Annotated in this window: 16 protein-coding genes; 7 read left to right on the top strand and 9 right to left on the bottom strand. The window is 59.4% G+C overall.

The window, feature by feature from the left end; translation table 11 throughout:
• Window positions 1-33: 33 nt before the first annotated feature.
• From glnD to BHE81_RS01505, 3 genes are all read left to right on the top strand, one after another.
• Entirely contained in the window at window positions 34-2,697 is a 2,664-nt protein-coding gene (glnD, locus tag BHE81_RS01515; RefSeq protein WP_004151931.1) for a bifunctional uridylyltransferase/uridylyl-removing protein GlnD, read from the top strand.
• Between the two features lie 30 nt (window positions 2,698-2,727).
• The gene (gene dapD, locus BHE81_RS01510; RefSeq protein WP_002889295.1) at window positions 2,728-3,552 is read left to right on the top strand and encodes a 2,3,4,5-tetrahydropyridine-2,6-dicarboxylate N-succinyltransferase; all 825 of its coding nucleotides are present in this window, start codon (window positions 2,728-2,730) and stop codon (window positions 3,550-3,552) included.
• Between the two features lie 107 nt (window positions 3,553-3,659).
• On the top strand, window positions 3,660-4,046 hold the full coding sequence (locus tag BHE81_RS01505) for a DUF3461 family protein (RefSeq protein WP_002889292.1): 387 nt from the start codon (window positions 3,660-3,662) through the stop codon (window positions 4,044-4,046).
• A 119-nt stretch (window positions 4,047-4,165) separates the two neighbouring features.
• On the opposite strand, the gene cdaR is transcribed toward BHE81_RS01505, so the two are convergent.
• The 3 genes from cdaR to dgt form a co-directional block, all read right to left on the bottom strand.
• The gene (gene cdaR, locus BHE81_RS01500) at window positions 4,166-5,323 is read right to left on the bottom strand and encodes a DNA-binding transcriptional regulator CdaR (protein ID WP_110246439.1); all 1,158 of its coding nucleotides are present in this window, start codon (window positions 5,321-5,323) and stop codon (window positions 4,166-4,168) included.
• A gap of 166 nt (window positions 5,324-5,489) precedes the next feature.
• Window positions 5,490-6,923 carry a serine endoprotease DegP gene (gene degP / locus BHE81_RS01495; protein ID WP_004145870.1) on the bottom strand — a complete coding sequence of 478 codons (1,434 nt, stop codon included), beginning with the start codon at window positions 6,921-6,923 and terminating at the stop codon, window positions 5,490-5,492.
• A 134-nt stretch (window positions 6,924-7,057) separates the two neighbouring features.
• A complete protein-coding gene (dgt, locus tag BHE81_RS01490) occupies window positions 7,058-8,572 on the bottom strand; it encodes a dGTPase (protein ID WP_004145871.1) in 1,515 nt (504 codons plus the stop codon).
• 83 nt (window positions 8,573-8,655) lie between these two features.
• Between dgt and mtnN the strand changes: the two genes are divergently transcribed.
• Genes mtnN through BHE81_RS01475 form a run of 3 tightly spaced genes read left to right on the top strand, consistent with a single transcriptional unit; the run spans window position 8,656 to window position 10,807 of the window.
• Entirely contained in the window at window positions 8,656-9,354 is a 699-nt protein-coding gene (mtnN, locus tag BHE81_RS01485; RefSeq protein WP_002889282.1) for a 5'-methylthioadenosine/S-adenosylhomocysteine nucleosidase, read from the top strand.
• Window positions 9,347-10,147 (top strand): vitamin B12 ABC transporter substrate-binding protein BtuF, encoded by an 801-nt coding sequence (gene btuF / locus BHE81_RS01480; RefSeq protein ID WP_002889279.1) that lies wholly within the window; start codon window positions 9,347-9,349, stop codon window positions 10,145-10,147. The genes mtnN and btuF overlap by 8 nt, the downstream gene beginning before the upstream one ends.
• A gap of 36 nt (window positions 10,148-10,183) precedes the next feature.
• Window positions 10,184-10,807: a TRIC cation channel family protein gene (locus tag BHE81_RS01475; protein ID WP_002889277.1), complete on the top strand. Its 624-nt coding sequence runs from the start codon at window positions 10,184-10,186 to the stop codon at window positions 10,805-10,807.
• A 71-nt stretch (window positions 10,808-10,878) separates the two neighbouring features.
• Here BHE81_RS01475 and erpA read toward each other — a convergent pair whose 3' ends face one another.
• Complete coding sequence (erpA, locus tag BHE81_RS01470; RefSeq protein ID WP_002889275.1) at window positions 10,879-11,223, bottom strand: iron-sulfur cluster insertion protein ErpA; 345 nt, start codon at window positions 11,221-11,223, stop codon at window positions 10,879-10,881.
• Between the two features lie 81 nt (window positions 11,224-11,304).
• On the bottom strand, window positions 11,305-12,723 hold the full coding sequence (clcA, locus tag BHE81_RS01465; RefSeq protein WP_004151932.1) for a H(+)/Cl(-) exchange transporter ClcA: 1,419 nt from the start codon (window positions 12,721-12,723) through the stop codon (window positions 11,305-11,307).
• Window positions 12,724-12,903: 180 nt separating this feature from the next.
• On the opposite strand from clcA, the gene hemL reads away from it, so the two are divergent.
• Window positions 12,904-14,184, top strand: coding sequence for a glutamate-1-semialdehyde 2,1-aminomutase (gene hemL / locus BHE81_RS01460; protein WP_002889272.1), 1,281 nt, complete (start codon window positions 12,904-12,906; stop codon window positions 14,182-14,184).
• A 136-nt stretch (window positions 14,185-14,320) separates the two neighbouring features.
• Here hemL and fhuB read toward each other — a convergent pair whose 3' ends face one another.
• From fhuB to fhuA, 4 genes are read right to left on the bottom strand one after another with little or no spacing between them, the layout of a single operon-like run.
• A complete protein-coding gene (gene fhuB / locus BHE81_RS01455; protein ID WP_004147134.1) occupies window positions 14,321-16,303 on the bottom strand; it encodes a Fe(3+)-hydroxamate ABC transporter permease FhuB in 1,983 nt (660 codons plus the stop codon).
• Window positions 16,300-17,190, bottom strand: coding sequence for a Fe(3+)-hydroxamate ABC transporter substrate-binding protein FhuD (gene fhuD / locus BHE81_RS01450; protein ID WP_032738433.1), 891 nt, complete (start codon window positions 17,188-17,190; stop codon window positions 16,300-16,302). Before fhuD ends, fhuB begins: the two co-directional genes overlap by 4 nt.
• Window positions 17,190-17,987, bottom strand: a complete 798-nt coding sequence (gene fhuC, locus BHE81_RS01445) for a Fe3+-hydroxamate ABC transporter ATP-binding protein FhuC (protein WP_002889212.1) — start codon at window positions 17,985-17,987, stop codon at window positions 17,190-17,192. The genes fhuD and fhuC overlap by 1 nt, the downstream gene beginning before the upstream one ends.
• Before the next feature lie 45 nt (window positions 17,988-18,032).
• Window positions 18,033-20,240: a ferrichrome porin FhuA gene (gene fhuA / locus BHE81_RS01440; RefSeq protein WP_004178624.1), complete on the bottom strand. Its 2,208-nt coding sequence runs from the start codon at window positions 20,238-20,240 to the stop codon at window positions 18,033-18,035.
• Between the last annotated feature and the right edge of the window lie 158 nt (window positions 20,241-20,398).

Genomic DNA, 20,398 nt, shown 5'->3' with positions numbered 1-20,398 from the left:
TTTTATTAGATAGTTTTTTCTTATGGTGACGCGATGAGCAACTCATTACCTGACACAGCCTCCCCTCTCCTGCCCGTCCCGCCAGAACACCCGGTGAGCTGGCCGCAGGGCGATCTGAACTGTGCCGCAATCAAGGCGCACATCGATACCTTCCAGCACTGGCTGGGCGAGGCGTTTGACTCCGGCATCGTCGCGGAGCAGCTCATCGCGGCGCGCACCGAATTTATCGACCAGTTGCTGCAGCGATTATGGATCGCCTGCGGTTTTGAATCTGTCAGCGACCTGGCGCTGGTCGCCGTCGGCGGCTATGGCCGTGGCGAACTGCACCCGCTCTCAGACGTCGATCTGCTGATCCTCAGTCGTAAAAAACTGCCGGACGACCAGGCGCAAAAAGTCGGCGAACTGCTCACCCTGCTGTGGGACGTCAAGCTGGAGGTAGGCCACAGCGTACGCACCCTCGAAGAGTGCCTGCTGGAAGGTCTCTCGGATCTGACCGTTGCCACCAACTTAATCGAATCGCGCCTGCTGATCGGCGACGTCGCGCTGTTCCTTGAACTGCAAAAACATATTTTTAGCGACGGCTTCTGGCCATCGGAAAAGTTCTTCGCCGCCAAGGTCGAAGAGCAGAACGTCCGTCATCAGCGCTATCATGGCACCAGCTATAACCTCGAGCCGGACGTGAAAAGCAGCCCCGGCGGCTTGCGCGATATCCATACGCTACAGTGGGTGGCTCGCCGCCATTTCGGCGCCACCTCAATGGATGAGATGGTCGGCTTCGGCTTTCTGACCGAAGCCGAGCGCAATGAACTCAATGAGTGTCTGCATCAGCTGTGGCGCATCCGTTTCGCGCTGCATCTTGAACTCACGCGCTATGACAACCGTCTGCTTTTCGACCGCCAGCTCAGCGTGGCCCGCCGGCTAGGCTATGAAGGCGACGGCAACCAGCCGATTGAACACATGATGAAGGACTTCTTCCGCGTTACCCGCCGGGTGAGCGAGCTGAATCAGATGCTGCTTCAGCTGTTTGAGGAGGCTATCCTCGCCCTGACCGAGGATGAAAAGCCACGCCCGATCGATGATGATTTCCAGCTGCGCGGCACCCTTATCGATCTGCGTGACGACACGCTGTTTATTCGCGAACCGCAGGCCATTCTGCGCATGTTTTATATCATGGTGCGCAATAGCACCATCACCGGCATCTACTCAACGACGTTGCGCCATCTGCGCCACGCCCGCCGTCATCTCACCCAGCCGCTGTGCTATATCCCGGAGGCGCGCACGCTCTTTCTTAGTATGCTGCGCCATCAGGGGGCGGTAAGTCGCGGGCTGCTGCCGATGCATCGCCACAGCGTACTGTGGGCCTATATGCCGCAGTGGTCGCATATCGTCGGCCAGATGCAGTTCGACCTGTTTCACGCCTACACTGTCGATGAACACACCGTCCGGGTGATGCTCAAGCTGGAAAGCTTTGCCAAAGAAGAAACCCGCAGCCGCCACCCGCTGTGCGTGGAGCTGTGGCCGCGCTTAACGCACCCGGAGCTGATCTTAATTGCTGCCCTGTTCCACGACATCGCCAAAGGGCGCGGCGGCGACCACTCGATCCTCGGCGCGCAGGATGTGCTGAAGTTTGCCGAGCTGCACGGGCTGAACTCGCGCGAAACGCAGCTGGTCGCCTGGCTGGTGCGTCACCACCTGCTGATGTCGGTCACCGCCCAGCGGCGCGATATTCAGGATCCGGAGGTGATTAAGCAGTTCGCCGAGGAGGTGCAAACGGAAAATCGTCTGCGCTATCTGGTGTGTCTGACCGTCGCCGATATCTGCGCCACCAACGAAACCTTATGGAACAGCTGGAAGCAGAGCCTGCTGCGTGAACTCTATTTCGCCACCGAGAAGCAGCTACGTCGCGGCATGCAAAGCACCCCGGACATGCGCGAACGAGTGCGTCACCATCAGCTGCAGGCGCTGGCCCTGCTGCGGATGGACAATATTAATGAAGAGGCACTGCATCAGATCTGGAACCGCTGCCGCGCCAACTATTTCGTGCGACATACGCCGACGCAGCTCGCCTGGCACGCCCGCAACCTGCTGCGCCACGATCTGAATAAACCGATGATCCTGCTGAGCTCGCAGGCCACCCGCGGCGGTACGGAGATTTTTATCTGGAGCCCGGATCGTCCTTACCTGTTCGCCGCGGTGTGTGGCGAACTTGACCGTCGCAACCTCAGCGTCCACGACGCGCAGATCTTCACCACCCGCGACGGTATGGCGATGGATACCTTTATCGTCCTTGAGCCCGACGGCAGCCCCCTTTCCGCCGACCGCCACGAGGCGATCCGCCAGGGGCTGGAGCAGACCATCACTCAGCGCAGCTGGCAGCCTCCGGCCCCGCGTCGTCAGGCGGCAAAGCTACGCCATTTTTCCGTGGACACCGAGGTGAATTTCCTGCCGACCCATACCGACCGAAAATCGTTTCTGGAGCTGATAGCGCTCGACCAGCCCGGGCTGCTCGCCCGCGTCGGGCAGGTGTTCGCCGACCTCGGGATATCGCTTCACGGGGCGCGAATTACGACAATTGGTGAGCGAGTAGAAGATTTATTTATAATCGCCACCGCCGACCGGCGTGCCCTTAATAATGAGCTGCAACAAGAAGTGCAACAACGGTTGACAGCGGCCCTCAATCCAAACGATAAAGGGTGACGTATTTTTTTTAGTAAATGGAAAGAAACAATGCAGCAGTTACAGAACGTTATTGAGTCCGCTTTCGAGCGTCGCGCCGACATTACGCCGGCTAATGTGGATACCGTGACCCGCGAAGCGGTTAACCAGGTTATCGCCCTTCTTGATTCCGGCGCGCTGCGCGTCGCTGAGAAGATCGACGGTCAGTGGGTGACGCATCAGTGGCTGAAGAAGGCGGTACTGCTCTCTTTCCGTATTAACGATAACCAGGTTATCGATGGTGCGGAAAGCCGCTACTTCGATAAAGTGCCGATGAAATTCGCTGACTACGACGAAGCGCGTTTCCAGAAAGAAGGTTTCCGCGTGGTGCCGCCGGCCGCCGTGCGCCAGGGCGCGTTCATCGCCCGCAACACTGTGCTGATGCCGTCCTACGTTAACATCGGCGCCTACGTTGACGAAGGCACCATGGTTGATACCTGGGCCACCGTCGGCTCCTGCGCGCAGATCGGTAAAAACGTGCATCTGTCCGGCGGTGTCGGCATCGGTGGCGTACTGGAGCCGCTGCAGGCGAACCCGACCATCATCGAAGATAACTGCTTCATCGGCGCGCGCTCTGAAGTGGTTGAAGGGGTGATTGTCGAAGAAGGCTCCGTCATCTCCATGGGCGTTTACCTCGGTCAGAGCACCAAAATCTACGATCGCGAAACCGGCGAAGTCTTCTACGGCCGCGTACCGGCTGGCTCGGTGGTGGTCTCAGGCAACCTGCCGTCGAAAGATGGTAAATACAGCCTGTACTGCGCGGTGATTGTGAAGAAAGTCGATGCCAAAACCCGCGGCAAGGTCGGCATTAACGAACTGCTGCGCACCATCGACTAAAGCAAATAAAAAGCGGGAGATATCCCGCTTTTTTTATATTTGATGCTGGCGAAAATGGATTTTTTCGTTAATTATTCAATGGTTATGATGCTATCAAAGGTACCGTTATGTACGATAATCTGAAAAGTCTTGGCATTACCAACCCTGATGAGATCGATCGCTATAGCCTGCGGCAGGAAGCTAACAACGACATTCTGAAAATCTATTTTCAGAAAGACAAAGGCGAATTCTTCGCCAAGAGCGTGAAGTTCAAATATCCGCGTCAGCGCAAAACCGTCGTCGCCGACGGCGTCGGCCAGGGCTACAAAGAGGTCCAGGAGATCAGCCCCAATCTGCGCTACGTTATCGACGAGCTGGATCAGATCTGCCAGCGCGATCGCACTGAAATCGATCTCAAGCGTAAAATCCTCGACGATTTACGCCATCTGGAAAGCGTGGTCACCAATAAGATCAGCGAAATCGAAGCCGATCTGGAAAAGCTCACCCGTAAGTAAGAGCATCCCGGCGGCGCGTTGCCTGGCCGGGCTGGTGGTCTCTATCCACTCCAGACAGCATGCATCGTCCAGGCCGGGTATGGCGCGTCGCTACCCGGCATTTTTTTTGCCTCCACGTCTTAGCGTTGTTCGTCCAGCTGCAGCGCGATATACAGCAGCAGCCTGTCGTCAAAGCTACCGAGATCCAGGCCGGTCAGCTCCGAGATACGGTTCAACCGGTACTCCAGCGTATTGCGATGAATAAACAGCGCCTTTGACGTCGCCAGCGGCTGCACGTTATGGCGAAACCACGCCTGCAGCGTCCGCCGCAGCAGCCCGTTGTTGTCCATGGCCTTCAAACGCGCCAGCGGACGGGCCAGCTCATTGGCCTGCCAGCCGCCGCGCAGGCTGTCAAGCAGCACCGGCAGCATCAGATCCTGATAGAAATAACTGCGGCTCTCCGGCATCCGCTGCTTGCCAACCATCATCGTCGTCCGTGCGGTACGGTAAGAGCGGGCGATACTTCCTGGGCCGGTGAAGAAGTTGCCCAGCGCCACGCGAAAGCGCAGCTGGCCATTCTCTTTCATCCTGGCGATAAGCTGCTCGACGCGCCGGACGTGATCGTCAGCGTCCCAGCGGCCAAAGCTGTTCAGCGCCGGTTTCAGCACCACCATTTCCGTGAGCGAGACAATGGCCACCAGATTATTGCGATCGGGGGTGGTCAGCGCGTTCTGTAACTGTTGCAGTTCCGCCATCGCGCTGTCCACGCCGAGCTGACCGCTGTCTACCTCAATCATCGCCACCACGCGCGGCTGATTGAGATCGATGCCTAAACGCTGAGCCCATTCGTTCAGCGCCGGGGTATGCTCTTCCGGCTGAATCAGGTTCATCACCAGCTCTTCGCGCAGACGGCTGTCCTGGGCCAGGAGATGCATCAGCCGCGACTGCTCCAGCATCATCTCTGCTGTCATGCACACCAGCTCGCCATATTTTCGCAGCGACTCCGGCTCGCCGGTCAGGCCGATCACCCCGACGATCTCCCCCTCCAGGCGCAGCGGCAGGTTAATCCCCTGGCGAACCCCGTGCAGATGGCGAGCGACCGCGTCGTCGATATCCACCACCCGCCCCTGGGAGAGGACCAGCAGCGCGCCTTCGTGCAATTCACCAATCCTTTCCCGATCGCCGCTGCCGATGATCCGCCCGCGGGCATCCATCACGTTGATATTGGTATCGATGATGCGCATGGTCCGCGCCACAATATCCTGCGCCATTTTGGTATCAAGATGCCAGCCAGCCATGTAGTCCTCCCCTTTGCTGGGCACCAGCATAAAAGAGTCATCGTCGCGCTGCATTGTGCATTTGCACTAAGCCGGGGTGAGATATGTGGAGTTGTGGGGGCGGTCACAGAACGAAAAAAGCCCCTGCCCTCGGCGAGGGAAGGGGCTGGGAAGCGAGCGCTGGCGGTTACTGCAACAGCAGATAGATAGAGGCGTCGCCGCGCTGAATGTTCAGCGCCAGTACGGACGGTTTGGCGTCGAAGATTTTCCGCAGATCGGCGATGTTTTTCACCGGCTGCTGATTCGCCCCGACGATGACGTCGCCTTTCTTGAGGCCAATCTGTGCCGCCGGGGTACCGGCTTTCACATTATTGACCACCACGCCCTTATCCTGACCCTTATTGCTCATTTCCGCCCCTTCAATCCCGTTGAAGATGGTGCTGGAGTCAACCTGGGTCTGGTTGCTCTGCTGCAGTTCGACGGTCACGGTCACCGGTTTGCCGTCGCGCAGCAGACCAAGCTCAACTTTGCTGCCGATAGGCATGGTGCCGACCTGGGCACGCAGCGCGGCGAAGCTGCTGATCGCTTTCCCGTTGAGGGAGGTGATGACATCGCCGGCTTTAATGCCCGCTTTCGCGGCCGCCGAACCTGGCATTACCTGGCTGACGAAGGCCCCGCGCTGGGCATCGACTTTCATCGCTTTCGCCAGCTCAGAGTTCAGTTCGGTGCCCATAATGCCGAGCTCACCGCGTTTCACCTGGCCATATTTCACCATCTGCTCGGTCAGGTTTTTCACCATGTTGCTCGGGATAGCAAAACCGATACCGATGTTGCCGCCGTCCGGCGCCAGAATGGCGGTGTTGATACCGATCAGCTCGCCGTTGAGGTTCACCAGCGCGCCGCCGGAGTTCCCGCGGTTAATCGCCGCATCGGTCTGGATAAAGTTTTCGTAGTTTTCCACGTTGAGGCCGCTACGGCCCAGCGCGGAGACAATCCCGGAGGTCACGGTTTCGCCCAGACCGAACGGGTTGCCGATAGCCACGGTGTAATCACCGACGCGCAGCGCATCGGAGTCGGCAAGCTTAATCGCCGTCAGGTTTTTTGGATCCTGAATCTGAATCAGCGCGATATCAGAGCGCGGATCTTTGCCGACGACTTTGGCATCAAACTTACGGCCATCGCTCAGCTGAACCTTAATCGTGGTGGCGTTGTCCACGACGTGGTTGTTGGTCACCACATACCCTTTGGCGGCATCAATGATGACGCCGGAGCCCAGCGCCATAAATTTCTGCTGCTGGCCGCCGTCAGGCTGACCGCCCTGTCCGCCGCCCTGGCAAAACGGCGAACTCTGGAAAGGAGAACCATCCTGGCAGAACGGCGAATTATCGCCAAAGAACTGCTGGAAGTTACGTGGCATCCGTGGGGTATTAACGGTGGTGCTACCTTCAACGTTAATGCTCACCACCGACGGCATCACCTTCTCCAGCATCGGGGCCAGGCTTGGCATCTGCTGTGCATTAGTAGCCGAAGATGCCGTTTCTGCCGCGCTCGCAGAGAGCGGGGACAACGCCAGACCTAAACTCAGAGCCAGTGCACTCATTGCTAACGTGGTTTTTTTCATCAGTTTCAATCTCAATATCAGGTAACGAAAGTTGCTGTGTACGTGACTATCAGAGTCATTTTATAACGCTAAGTTCCGGAATTAAGTTTCTGGAAAAAGTAAAAATTTATTGTCCATCTTTACAAAACTCCAGCCTATTCCACCGCCATGAGTCGCCGATATTCATCCCACGCATACAAATCCGTCATCCCGCTGATATAGTCCTGAATCAGACGGCAGCGATAATAGTATTCCATCAGCGCAAATTCGGGCGCCGTACGCGCCAGTTTATTTACCGCTTCAACATAGGCCAGCCGGTGACGGGTCGAAAGTTTCTGATACAGCCGGGAGGCAATGGGTAAACGTCGTACCCGCTCCTGCGCTACTAATTCGCTGAAATCCTCCAGCGATAATTTCAGCAGCGGCTGATAGATATCCAACAGGCCGCTGATCACCCGGTAGCCCTGCAATTCCAGCTGCTCAACATCCGGATGGCTAAAGACCTGTTTCATCGCCACATTTTTATAGAGTTCCAGTAGCTGACTGCAATCGCTGTCGTCCTCCAGCAACGCATGATTAAAGTCCCCGGTGAAGATTGCCGGCAGGTTGTCAATAAATCGGCGCGCCGCGTAGGGCACCAGCTTATTCAGCGTATTCACCCGCAAATACATAAAAAACTGATCTTCCGCGCTCTGCTTCAGATAATTGGCTCGCGATTTCTCCCAGGCATTTTCTACTACCTGCGAAAATAACGAGCCTTTTTCATGACTGCCCCAGGCGTCGTAAAGATGCTGATAGAGCTGTTCTGCGCTAAAAATACGTTTTTCCACCGCGTCCTCGAGATCCGCGACGCAATATGAGATGTCATCTGCAGCCTCCATAATCCAGGTTAATGGAAACCGATTGTAAGGCGCGAGATCCAGTTCTTTACGCAAACGCGCGACATACTCTTCTTCGGCTAAATAATAGCCAGGTTTCTTCATTAAATAACTGTGGCTGGCCGGCGTCTCCTCAGACCACCACGCCGGACGAGTATATTTCAGGATACATCCCACCTGCGCCCAGGTCAGGTTCATACGCATTAGCGTATGGACCAGACGAATGCCCTGCGCGTTGCCCTCAAAGCTGCAGAGATCCTGGCGCACTTTACGGCGCAGCGCATTAAGCGATGTCTCTCCGTCATGCAGGCGTAAGGCCTGCACTTCGCAGCGATCGTCGGTCAGCGGCTGCCCGAGCGCATCGCCGGGCGCCAGGCGCTGACGGAACCAGTCGTTAATCGCCGCTTCGCCAAAATGGCCAAACGGGGGATTGCCGATATCGTGCATCAGGCAGGCCATCTCCACCACGCTCTCGAATGGCCCGGTCAGCTCTTCCAGGCCATACTCTTCCAGCAGCCTCAGCTCTTTCAGCCGGCTCAGCACCTCTTTGGCGATATAGCGCCCCACCTGCTGCACCTCCAGCGAGTGGGTCAGGCGAGTGCGCACCGCCGCGTTGCGCTCGAGCGGGAAGACCTGAGTTTTTTGCTGCAGGCGGCGGATTGCCGGCGAGTTGACGATCCGTCCCCGATCGCTTTCAAAGATCCGCAGGATGTCGCGCTCCGTCTCCACCCGCGGCGGCGAACGGAAGCGTCGACGCCAGTTTATCTTGTTGCGAAAATCAATCTTTGCCATAGCCTCTCCCGCGCGAGCAATACGCTTCCCCTTAAGCGCATGATAGACTATGCAACTAAACCTGACACATCGCGAGTAAATCTATGAAAATTGGCATTATTGGCGCTATGGAAGAGGAAGTTACCCTTCTGCGCGACAAAATCGAAAACCGCCAGACCATCACCATTGGCGGAAGCGAAATCTATACCGGCCAACTTCACGGCGTTGACGTCGCTCTGCTGAAGTCTGGTATCGGAAAAGTAGCGGCGGCGATGGGCGCGACCCTGCTGCTGGAGCGCTGCCAGCCTGACGTGATCATTAATACCGGTTCTGCCGGCGGCCTGGCGTCGACGCTGAAGGTCGGCGATATCGTCGTCTCCGATGAAGCGCGCTACCACGACGCCGACGTCACCGCCTTCGGCTATGAATACGGCCAGCTCCCTGGCTGCCCGGCGGGTTTTAAGGCGGATGAAAAACTGGTGGCCGCCGCAGAGAGCTGCATTAAAGCGTTAGATCTCAACGCCGTTCGCGGCCTCATCGTTAGCGGGGATGCCTTCATTAACGGCTCTGTCGGTCTGGCGAAGATCCGCCATAATTTCCCGCAGGCGATCGCCGTGGAAATGGAAGCGACCGCCATCGCCCACGTCTGCCATAACTTTAAGGTTCCTTTCGTAGTGGTTCGCGCTATCTCCGACGTGGCCGACCAGCAGTCCCACCTCAGCTTTGAGGAGTTCCTTGCGGTCGCCGCCAGACAGTCCACCCTGATGGTGGAGAATCTGGTACAGAACCTGGCACGTGGCTAAGTCGCTATCCTTCGCGCTTGCCGCGCTGCTGTTACTCGCCCCGGCGTGGCTGCTGGCCGCGCCGCGGGTGATCACCCTCTCCCCCGCCAATACCGAACTGGCCTTTGCCGCCGGGATCACGCCGGTCGGCGTCAGCAGCTATTCCGATTATCCTTCGCAGGCCAAAACGATCGAACAGGTTGCCAGCTGGCAGGGAATGAACCTGGAACGCATCGTGGCGCTCAAGCCAGACGTGGTGCTGGCCTGGCGCGGGGGCAATGCCGAACGCCAGGTTAACCAGCTGCAGTCTCTGGGTATTCATGTCCTGTGGGTACAGACCTCGACCATAGAAGAGATCATCGCTACCCTGCGTGAGCTGGCGCAGTGGAGCCCGCAGCCGGAAAAAGCGCAGCAGGCGGCGCAGGCGATGCAGCAGGAATACGATGCGTTGAAAGCGCGCTATGCCAACGCGCCGAAGAAACGCGTCTTCCTGCAGTTCGGCTCCGCACCGCTGTTCACCAGCGGCCCCGGTTCGATTCAGGATCAGGTGCTAAGGCTTTGCGGCGGCGAGAATATCTTCGCCACCAGCCGCGTTCCCTGGCCGCAGGTGAGCCGCGAACAGGTGCTGGCCCGCCAGCCGCAGGCGATCGTGGTGACCGGGGATGCCAGCCGCATTGCCGAAGCGCAGCGCTTTTGGCAACATCAGCTCACCATTTCGTTGATTGCGTTACACAGCGACTGGTTTGAACGCGCCGGCCCACGTATTATCCTCGCCGCCAAACAACTTTGTGCGGCGCTTGACCAGGTAAAATAATCATCCGGCACACCGGATGTTCAGTGGGAATCAACGATGCTTGTCTATTGGCTGGATATTATTGGCACAGCTGTCTTCGCGATCTCCGGCGTACTGCTGGCCGGAAAACTGCGTATGGACCCATTCGGCGTGCTGGTGTTAGGGGTAGTGACGGCGGTAGGCGGCGGGACCATCCGCGACATGGCGCTGGCGAATGGCCCGGTATTCTGGGTCAAAGATCCCACCGATCTGGTGGTGGCGATGGTCACCAGCATGCTGACCATCCTGCTGGTCCGCCAGCCTCGCCGGCTGCCGAAATGGATCCTGCCCGTTCTTGATGCCGTCGGTCTGGCGGTGTTTGTCGGCATTGGCGTCAATAAAGCTTTTCTCGCTGGCAGCGGCCCGCTGGTCGCGGTGTGCATGGGGGTGGTGACCGGCGTCGGCGGCGGGATTATTCGCGACGTGCTGGCGCGGGAAATTCCTATGATTCTGCGTACCGAAATCTACGCCACCGCCTGTATCGTCGGCGGTATTGTCCACGCCACGGCACACGACACCTTTCATCTCCCGCTGGAGAATTCGGCAATGATGGGGATGGTGGTCACCCTGGTAATTCGTCTGGCGGCTATTCGCTGGCATCTGAAGCTGCCGACGTTTGCCCTGGACGATAACGGTCGGTAATAAAAGCAAAACGGTAACCTTAAGGTTACCGTTTTTAGGGTTTGCTCCCTCCCGCTGGGGGAGAACTCGCTTTAAACGCTGAACGAGGAGCCGCAGCCGCAGGTGCTTTTCGCGTTCGGATTGGTCACGATAAAGCGCGAACCTTCCAGCCCTTCGGTATAGTCGACAGAGCCGCCGACCAGATACTGCAGGCTCATCGGGTCAACCACCAGGCCGACGCCCTGTTTCTCAATGGTCATATCCCCTTCGTTCACCTGATCGTCAAAGGTGAAGCCATACTGGAAACCGCTGCAACCGCCGCCGGTGATATACACGCGCAGTTTCAGGTTCGGATTATCTTCATCCGCAATCAGGTGTTTTACTTTATTGGCTGCGGCTTCGGTAAACTCCAGCGGCAACGCTACGTCATCACTCATTTTCTGCTCCCATTGATACTTCCGGCCGGTTAAAGAATAACCGGACCTTTTGAGCCATTATCTAATACCCTGGTAAATCGTTCAAGTATTCTCCCGGGGAGCCTGCTGCGCTTTTGCCGCCTGCTCGGCTTCCTGCTTCGCCAGAGTACGCTGCAGAATGGTCGAATACAAAGGCTTACCGCCGAGGAATTGCGCCAGTAGTGTTGCGCCAAGGCAGGTAATAATCATTGGCAAAATGAGCTGATAGTTATCGGTCATCTCAAGCACCAGCACGATCCCGGTCAGCGGCGCACGCACCGAGGCGGCGAGCAGCGCCCCCATACCGGCAATCGCGAAGGTGCCGGCATCGAGATGGTAGGCCGGAAACAGCGGAATAGCCGCCATGCCGAACGCCGTGCCCAGCAGCGTGCCGAGCGCCAACATAGGCGCGAAAATGCCCCCTGGCGCGCCGGAAGAGAAGCAGATCAGCGTGGTCACCACGCGGGCAATAAAGATAAACAGCAGCAGTCCGACGGAGAAGTTACCGGCAGCGGCGATAGGGATCAAGTTAAAGCCACCGCCCACCGCGGAGGGCTGCATCAGCCCCAGCAGACCGCAGAGCCCGCCGATTAATCCGCCAATCAACACCCATTTTTTGATGTTGCCGCCGTGGATGCGCTGGAACAGATCCTGAGTGCGCAGCACCAGAAAATTAAACAGCGGGCCAAAGCAGCCAAACAGCATGCCCAGCACCAGATACAGCCATAGGGTATTTACCGGGGCGTTGCTTAGTTTACCCACCTCAATGATCGCCGCTTCGCCGTTGAAAATGCGAAACACAATGCTCGACATGATCACGCCGGTAAACACCGCTTTAATGGAGATCAGGTTGTAGCGGAACTGCGGGCGCATCTCTTCGATGATAAACAGAATACCGGCCAGCGGCGCATTAAAGGCCGCCGAAAGCCCCGACGCCGCACCGGTCGCCAACAGCGTATGCCGCGCTTCCGGACTGCGCATGCGGAAAACGTCCAGCACCATGCGCCCAATGTTGCCGCCAAGCTGTACCATCGGTCCTTCACGACCCAGCACCATCCCGGCGCCAAGGGTCCCCATGCCGCCAACGAATTTCACCGGCAGCACGCGCCACCAGCGCACCGGCCGCAGCTCCTCCAGCGCGCCCTCAATTTCCGGAATCCCGGAGCCGCCGGCCTCCGGCGCAAAGCGACGCACCAGAAAATAGCCGACCATCGCCAGCAGCGCCGACAGGATAAACGCCAGCGGCCAGACCAGATACCAGTGGTCCGCCACCTGCGCCAGCGCGCCGATCCGCTGGTTCTGCACCCAGTTCACGCTCTTTTCAAAGGCGACGCCCACCAGCCCCGCCAGCGTGCCGACCACTGCCGCCATAAACAGCACCGCCAGCGGCGTTTTATCGCGTTGAATCAGACGGCGCACCGCATCGCCGCGACGCACCCGCACAAACTGATGTGCTTCAAAAGAGGGAGTTTCTGCTTTCATGCCGTTATCAATTATTGGTAATACAAATGAAGAGAGCGGCATTTTAGCCGTCCCGGCGCGCTGCGTCGTCAAAAAAATGCCCTTGCGGCACATTGTTTCAATTGGGCAAAACTTTCATAACCATCCTGGAATAACTTAGAATAGCCGATAAAACATTTTTCACGAACCAGGACCCTGGCCATGAGCAAATCTGAAAATCTGTACCACGCTGCGCGCGAACTGATCCCCGGCGGCGTTAACTCGCCGGTGCGCGCTTTCACCGGCGTCGGCGGCACACCGCTGTTTATCGAACGCGCGGATGGCGCTTACCTCTATGACGTGGATGGGAAAGCCTATATCGATTATGTCGGTTCCTGGGGTCCGATGGTGCTGGGCCACAACCACCCGGCTATCCGCAATGCGGTGATCGAGGCGGCATCCCGCGGCCTGAGCTTTGGCGCGCCGACCGAAATGGAAGTGAAAATGGCGGCCCTGGTGACCGAGCTGGTGCCGACCATGGATATGGTGCGGATGGTGAACTCCGGTACCGAAGCCACCATGAGCGCCATTCGCCTGGCGCGCGGCTTCACCGGTCGCGACAAAATCATTAAGTTCGAAGGCTGCTACCACGGCCATGCCGACTGCCTGCTGGTGAAAGCCGGTTCCGGCGCGTTGACCCTCGGCCAGCCGAACTCGCCGGGCGTCCCGGCCGATTTCGCCAAACATACCCTGACCTGCACTTATAACGACCTCGCCTCGGTGCGCGCGGCGTTCGAGCAGTATCCGCAGGAGATCGCCTGCATCATCGTCGAGCCGGTGGCCGGAAATATGAACTGCATTCCGCCGCAGCCGGAATTCCTGCCGGGCCTGCGCGCCCTGTGCGACGAATTTGGCGCCCTGCTGATTATCGACGAAGTGATGACCGGCTTCCGCGTGGCGCTGGCAGGCGCTCAGGCTTACTACGGCGTGGAGCCGGATCTGACCTGTCTGGGGAAAATCATCGGCGGCGGGATGCCGGTAGGCGCCTTCGGCGGCCGCCGTGAGGTGATGGATGCCCTGGCTCCCACCGGTCCGGTCTATCAGGCGGGCACCCTCTCCGGCAACCCGATCGCCATGGCGGCTGGCTTCGCCTGCCTGAACGAAGTGGCGCAGCCGGGGGTCCATGAAACCCTGACTGAACTGACTAACCAGCTGGCGCAAGGCCTGCTGGATGCGGCACGTGACGCCGGGATCCCGCTGGTGGTCAATAACGTCGGCGGCATGTTCGGCATCTTCTTTACCGATGCCGAAACCGTCACCTGCTATCAGGACGTGGTGAAGTGCGACGTTGAACGCTTCAAGCGCTTCTTCCATCTGATGCTGGAGGAAGGCGTGTACCTGGCGCCGTCAGCGTTTGAGGCCGGCTTTATGTCCGTGGCCCACAGCGAAGAAGATATCGACAACACCATCGACGCCGCGCGTCGGGTATTTGCCAAGCTGTAAGGTGCTTGAATGCCTGGTGGCGCAGGGATTTTCCCGGAGGAGGCGCATTGCGCCTTATCCGGGCTACCAAATCGCACAGCGCTGTAGCCCCGGTAAGCGATAGCGCCACCGGGGATGTTGAAGCCATCCAGGACCGTTAGCGACTCTGCTTTCTCAGCAAATAAATAAAGTAAGGCGCGCCGATAAAGGTCGACAGTAGCCCCGCCGGGATCTGATACGGGAACATCATCATCCGTCCGCACCAGTCGGCGAAGACCAGCAGCAGCCCGCCAGTCAGCCCTGAAATCACCATATGCGGTAGGGTTCGCCGGAAGCCCATCATCCGCGCGATATGCGGCGCCATCAGCCCGACAAAGCTCAGCGGGCCGATGGTCAGCGTCGCCGCCGCCGTCAGGCAGGCCGCCAGCAGCAGCAGAACAATCCGCGATGACGTCAGCGCCATGCCCACCGCTCGCGCCGCCTCCCCGCCCAGCGGCAGGATGGTTAACCAGCGACGACAGAGCGGCGCCAGCGCCAGCAGCGCCAGCATTACCGCGCCGCTACGCACCACTCTCTCCGGCGTCGCGCTATATGTCGACCCCGAGATCCACGTCAGGATCTGCGCCATACGCGGATCGCCGCTGGCCTGCAGCATCATCAGCAGCATAGTGAAGGCGGTGCTCAGCGCCATCCCCGCCAGCAGCATCCGATGCGGCGAGAAGCCGCCGCGCCCGGCGGCGAGCATAATGATCAGCAAGGTGGCCGCCGCGCCAAGGCTGCCGGCCGGCAGCAGCCAGCCAAAGGCGTCGCCAGGCACGAAGAACAGCATCAGCACCACGCCAAAAGCCGCGCCGGAGCTGATGCCCAGCACTTCCGGGCTGGCCATCGGGTTGCCGGTCAGGCGCTGGATAATACAGCCGGCGACCGCCAGCATGACCCCGGCGAACAGGGCCGACAGCACCCGCGGCCAGCGCCAGGGCAGCAGTTGCTCCAGCAGATCGCCGTGGGCCCACAGCCAGCCGTGGGCATCGCGACCAAAGGCCAGCGCCACGCTCACCGCCAGCAGCAGCAACGCGACGCCTGCGAGAACAAACCATTGCACATGATAGCGCTCAGGCTGCACATTATCGCCGCCGTTCATCACCGGGGCGCTGATGCTGCGCAACCGCGGCAGCAGCCACAGCAGCAGCGGCGCGCCAATCAGGGCGGTGACCGAGCCGGTGGAGACTTCCCGCCATACCCGGCTCAGCCAGAGGATCACCTGATCGGAAAGCCACAGGAGCAGCGCGCCGATCAGCGCCGCCAGCAGCAGCCGCGCCAGCAGCCGACGGGCGCCAAGCATTTTCGCCAGCAGCGGCGCGAACAGGCCGATAAAGCCGATAATCCCTACCGCGTTCACCAGCAGCGCGCTGATGACGATCGCCAGCGTCAGGGCGCCGAGGCGCGCCAGGGACAGCGCCAGCCCGAGGTTACGCGCCACCCCGTCATCGAGCCCCATCAGGGTCAGCGGCCGCAGCAGCAGCAAGGTGAGTATTGCCCCGCCAAGCAGCTGCGGCCACAGGCGCTGCGCTACGCTCCAGTCGGTCTGCGTCAGCGTCCCGGTGCTCCACAGGAACATGCTTTGCAGCTGGTCGTGATGGAAAATCACCATCAGCTGGTTAAGCGCGCCACAGTAAAGGCTGACCACCAGCCCCGCCAGGATCAGCGTTACCGGCGACAGGCGCTTGCCCCACGAGACGCCAAACACCAGCGCGCCCACCAGACAGGCCCCGGCCAGCGCGGCGAATTGCGACGCCAGCACGCCGGGAATAGCCCATAACGTGGTGACCGTTATCCCCAGCTGCGCGCCGGTGGCGACGCCAAGGGTGGTCGGTTCCGCCAGCGGATTACGCAGCACCTGCTGGAACAGGACACCAACCAGTCCCAGCCCGGCGCCCACCAGCAGCGCAACAGCCAGTCTCGGTAACAAACTGTAATGAAACAGCATTTGGGCAATATCATCGACATCCGGCTGCCACAGCGCCTGCCGCCACTGCGCATAGGGCAAGGCGACATTGAGGTTGACGATGCTCAGCGCGAAGGCGACGCCCAGCAGCCCGGCCAGCAGGATAATAGCTAACGGCGAGAGACGCGTATTCATGCCGGTCTCCCCTGGGCATCAGCCAGCACGCGGGCAAAATGCATCGCTGACAGCGTCGCGCCGTAGAACCAAACCGCCGGAACGCGCTGGAAGCGGCCCGCGCGCACGAAGGGCATCGCCTGCCATAGCGGCGTCGCCAGCAGTTGAGCCATATCTCGCTCATTGCCATGGTCGAAACAGATGACATCGGCTTCGTTAAATGCCGCCAGCCTGTCGATGCCAACGCTAACGCTTCCCCAGAATGCCGCTTCGCCGTGCCAGGCGTTTTTAATACCAAAGCGATCAAGCACCTCCTGGAACAGGCAGTTTTCGCCAAACACCAGCACGTGGCGGGGATCGAGCAGAGAGATCATCAGCAACGGACGATCGCCGCGCCCGGCAAAACGCGGACGCAGGCTCTCCATCAGCGCGTCGAACTCCGCCAGATGGCGCTTCGCCTGCTGCGTTTTGCCCAGCAGATCGGCCATTTCCAGTAGCGAACGCTGGGCCATCGCCAGCGGCCGTTTGCCGTCGCTGAAGGTGAAACCGCGGCCGGGCGCGATACGCGCCAGCTTCTCCGGCGACGGGCCGTAGCCCGCCGACCAGACGATAAACGACGGTTTCATCTGCGTCAGCAGTTCAAGGTTGGGTTCGGTACGCAGACCAACATCGATCACCGAGTCGTGCAGCGCGGGTTCGTTCACCCACAAGCGATAGTTGGGAATATCGGCCACGCCATAGGGCGTCACGCCGAGCGCCAGCAGCAGCTCCGCGGGCAGCCACTCCAGGGCGACCACGCGCTGCGGGTCGACGTCGGCCGCCTGCGCGCCGCGCATCTGCCACAGCAGCGGCGAGAGCGCCATCGCGATCAGCAGGCGGCGTCGGGTTATCAGAGTTGGGTTCATCATCAATAGACAAAGCTTACCGGCGCCGCACCGGCCGGGTGTGGCAGGATCCCCATCGGGATGCCGTAGATCTGTTCCAGAGTGTCGCTGCGCATCAGTTCCGCCGGCGTCCCCTGAGCAATCATTTCTCCGCCGCGCAGGGCCACCAGATAGTCGCAATAGCGGGCCGCCATATTAATATCGTGCAGGACGGCGATCACCGTCAGGCCGCGCTGCTGGCTGAGACGATGCACCAGCGCCAGAACATCGACTTGATGAGCAATATCCAGCGCCGAGGTGGGTTCATCGAGCAGCAGGCAGCGACTGTCCTGCGCCACCAGCATGGCGATCCACGCCCGCTGGCGTTCACCGCCGGAGAGGCTGTCCACCAGACGATGAGCGAGCGGCTTCAGCCCCACCAGCGCAATCGCCTCTTCTACTTTCTCACGGTCCGCTGCGCCAAAGCGACCCAGCGCGCCGTGCCATGGATAGCGGCCGATCGCCACCAGCTCGCGCACCGTCATACCTTCGGCCGGCGGCAGCTGCTGCGGCAGATAGGCCACTTTGCGGGCAAAGGCTTTGCTGCCCCAGCTCTCCAGCGGCTGCCCGTCCAGCAGCACTTCGCCTGCGGAGGGCGGCTGATGACGGCCAAGCATTTTCAGTAACGTCGATTTGCCGGAGCCATTATGGCCGATCAGGCCTGTGACTTTTCCGGTCGGGAAGGTGAGCGAGAGCGGATGGAGCAATGTGCGGCCAGGCACACGGAAAGTGACGCGATCCAGCGCGAAGGTGGTTTCTGCGTGCGGAGTCTGTTCCTGCATAGCGATAACCTGATAGAGGGCGCGGCGAACCGCGCCCGTAGGTGGTTAGAAACGGAAGGTGGCGGTGGCGACGACCTGACGTCCGGCGCCCCAGTAGCAGGCGTATTCGCTGTAGCAACTGGAGACATATTCGCGGTCGAACAGGTTGTTGACGTTGACGCCGACCGACGATCCCGGCAGGCCAAAGCGCGCCAGATCGTATTTCACCGTCGCATCCATCAGCGCATAACCGGCCACACTAAAGGCATCATTTTTCTTACCGGTGCTGGTGTCATTTTTGTAGTAGCTGACCGTTGAACCGATATAGCGCGCCCCGGCCCCAATCGTCAGACCGCTCAGCGCGGTTTCGTGGAAGGTATAATCCGCCCACAGGGAGGCCATGTTACGCGGCACTTCCGCCGGACGTTTGCCGTTGAACACCGTATCGTGAGTGTACTCCGCATCGGTGTAGCTGTAGGCCGCGGTGACGTTAATATTGGCGTTCACCGCCGCCTTCGCCTCCAGCTCAAGGCCGCGGGAGCGGATCTCGCCGGTCTGGATGCTGAACGCCTGGTTAGCCGGATCAGCCGTCAGGTTCTTGTCTTTGGTCAGCTGATAGACCGCCGCGGTGACCACCACTGGCATATCTTTCGGCACGTATTTCACGCCGGCTTCATACTGCTTACCGCGCGACGGATCGAACGGCTGGCCGCGGCTGTTGGAACCCGATACCGGTTCAAACGATTCGCTGTAGCTGAAGTACGGAGAGATGCCGTTATCGAACAGGTAGTTGATGCCGCCGCGCCAGCTGAACTGCTGGTCGTGATTCTCCGCCAGGCTGTTGGTGGCGCGGGTTAACGTTGAGGTCGTGGCGTAATCGTAACGGCCGCCCAGGGTCATCACCCATTTATCCCACTCCATCTGATCCTGCGCGTACAGGCCGGTCTGCTCCATCCGGTTGAGGACCGCGTACGGGAAGGTGACCTGAATATTCGGATTGCCGTACTGCGGATTGCTCATGCTGATAGGATCCGCCGTCCCGTAGTCGGCATCCACATCGTTACGCATCCGCGAGTAGTCCACGCCGGTCAGCAGCGTATGGCTGACCGCGCCGGTGGCGAAATCAGACTGCAGCTGGGTATCGACGGTGAAGGTGTTCAGGTGCTCGTCGGAGCGCACGTAGGCGCGATTCATGTAGCCCGGCGCGACATAGCCGTTGCCGTATACCGAACGATAGAGCGTATGCACATCGGCATAGCGCAGGTTCTGCCGCACGGTAAAGGTGTCATCGAACTGATGGGAGAAGCTGTAGCCCACCATCTTCTGGCGGCGGGAGATTTTATTATCGGACTCGCCTTCGTTGAAATCGGTCGGCAGCTTGTGCGCCTTACCGTTGGCGTCGTAATACGGCACCACGGTGCCTTCGCGCGGCAGCCAGCCGTAGTAGCCCGCATCCGGGTCATTCTGGAAGTTGCTCAGGAAGGTGAAGTCGGTTTTATCGTCCGGACGCCAGCTAAAGGAGGGCGCCACCGCGTAGCGGGTCGATTTCGCCATCTGCTGCTGGGCATCCTGACTGCGGCCAAGGCCGGTCAGGCGATACGACCAGACGCCGGCATCATCAATGGCGTCGCTAAAGTCAAACCCGGTCTGCCACAGATTGTCGGTGCCCATCTTAAACTGCACTTCTTTCAGCGGCTCGGTAGTCGGGCGCTTGCTGACCATGCTGACGATACCGCCCGGGTTGCTGTTGCCGTACAGCACCGAGGTTGGCCCGCGCATCACTTCCACACGCTCGAGGAAGTAAGGATCCATGGAGACTTCAGAGTAGTTATTCCCCTGCAGCTTCATGCCGTCCAGATACTGGTTGGTGTTGACGGTCGTCGAGGTGGTGAAGCCGCGAATGGTGACCACGTCATAGGTGGTCGAACTGCCACGAGTGGAGAAGACGCTTGGCGTATAGGAGAGCGCCTCTTTTACCGTCGTCGGCTGGCGCATCTCCATCTCCTGGCGCGTCACCACCGACACAGACTGCGGCGTTTTTTCAATCGGGGTATCGGTTTTGGTCGCCGTGGCGGAGCGTTTTGCCGCGATAGTCGGCGCCGGTCCCCAGGCGCTTTCCTGGGCGGCCGGGGCGGCAACGACGGTGATGGTTTCTTCTTGCTTCGGTTGTTCTGCTGCCTGTGCGTAGACAGACATGCCGCTAACCGCCGTGGCTACTACAGCTGCGACTTTACGCAGCGAGTGATTTGGCTGAGCAGTTTTTGGACGCGCCATGGGTATATCTCTGATGAAAGTGAATGATAACGTAAACGAGAATTATTATTATGACGGGCGATATAATAGGCGAAACGTCGAAGGCAAGGCAAGCGATATGCCTGTCGCCGCCGGTCGAAGGCTGAATTAATAACCAGATAGTTATTATGGAGTTAAAG

This window comes from Klebsiella sp. AqSCr, assembly GCF_008452795.1.
In the GTDB taxonomy this organism is placed as follows: Bacteria; Pseudomonadota; Gammaproteobacteria; order Enterobacterales; family Enterobacteriaceae; genus Klebsiella; species Klebsiella pneumoniae.
Note: the sequence above shows the minus strand (reverse complement) of the source record. Positions and strands in the feature narration are given on the sequence as shown.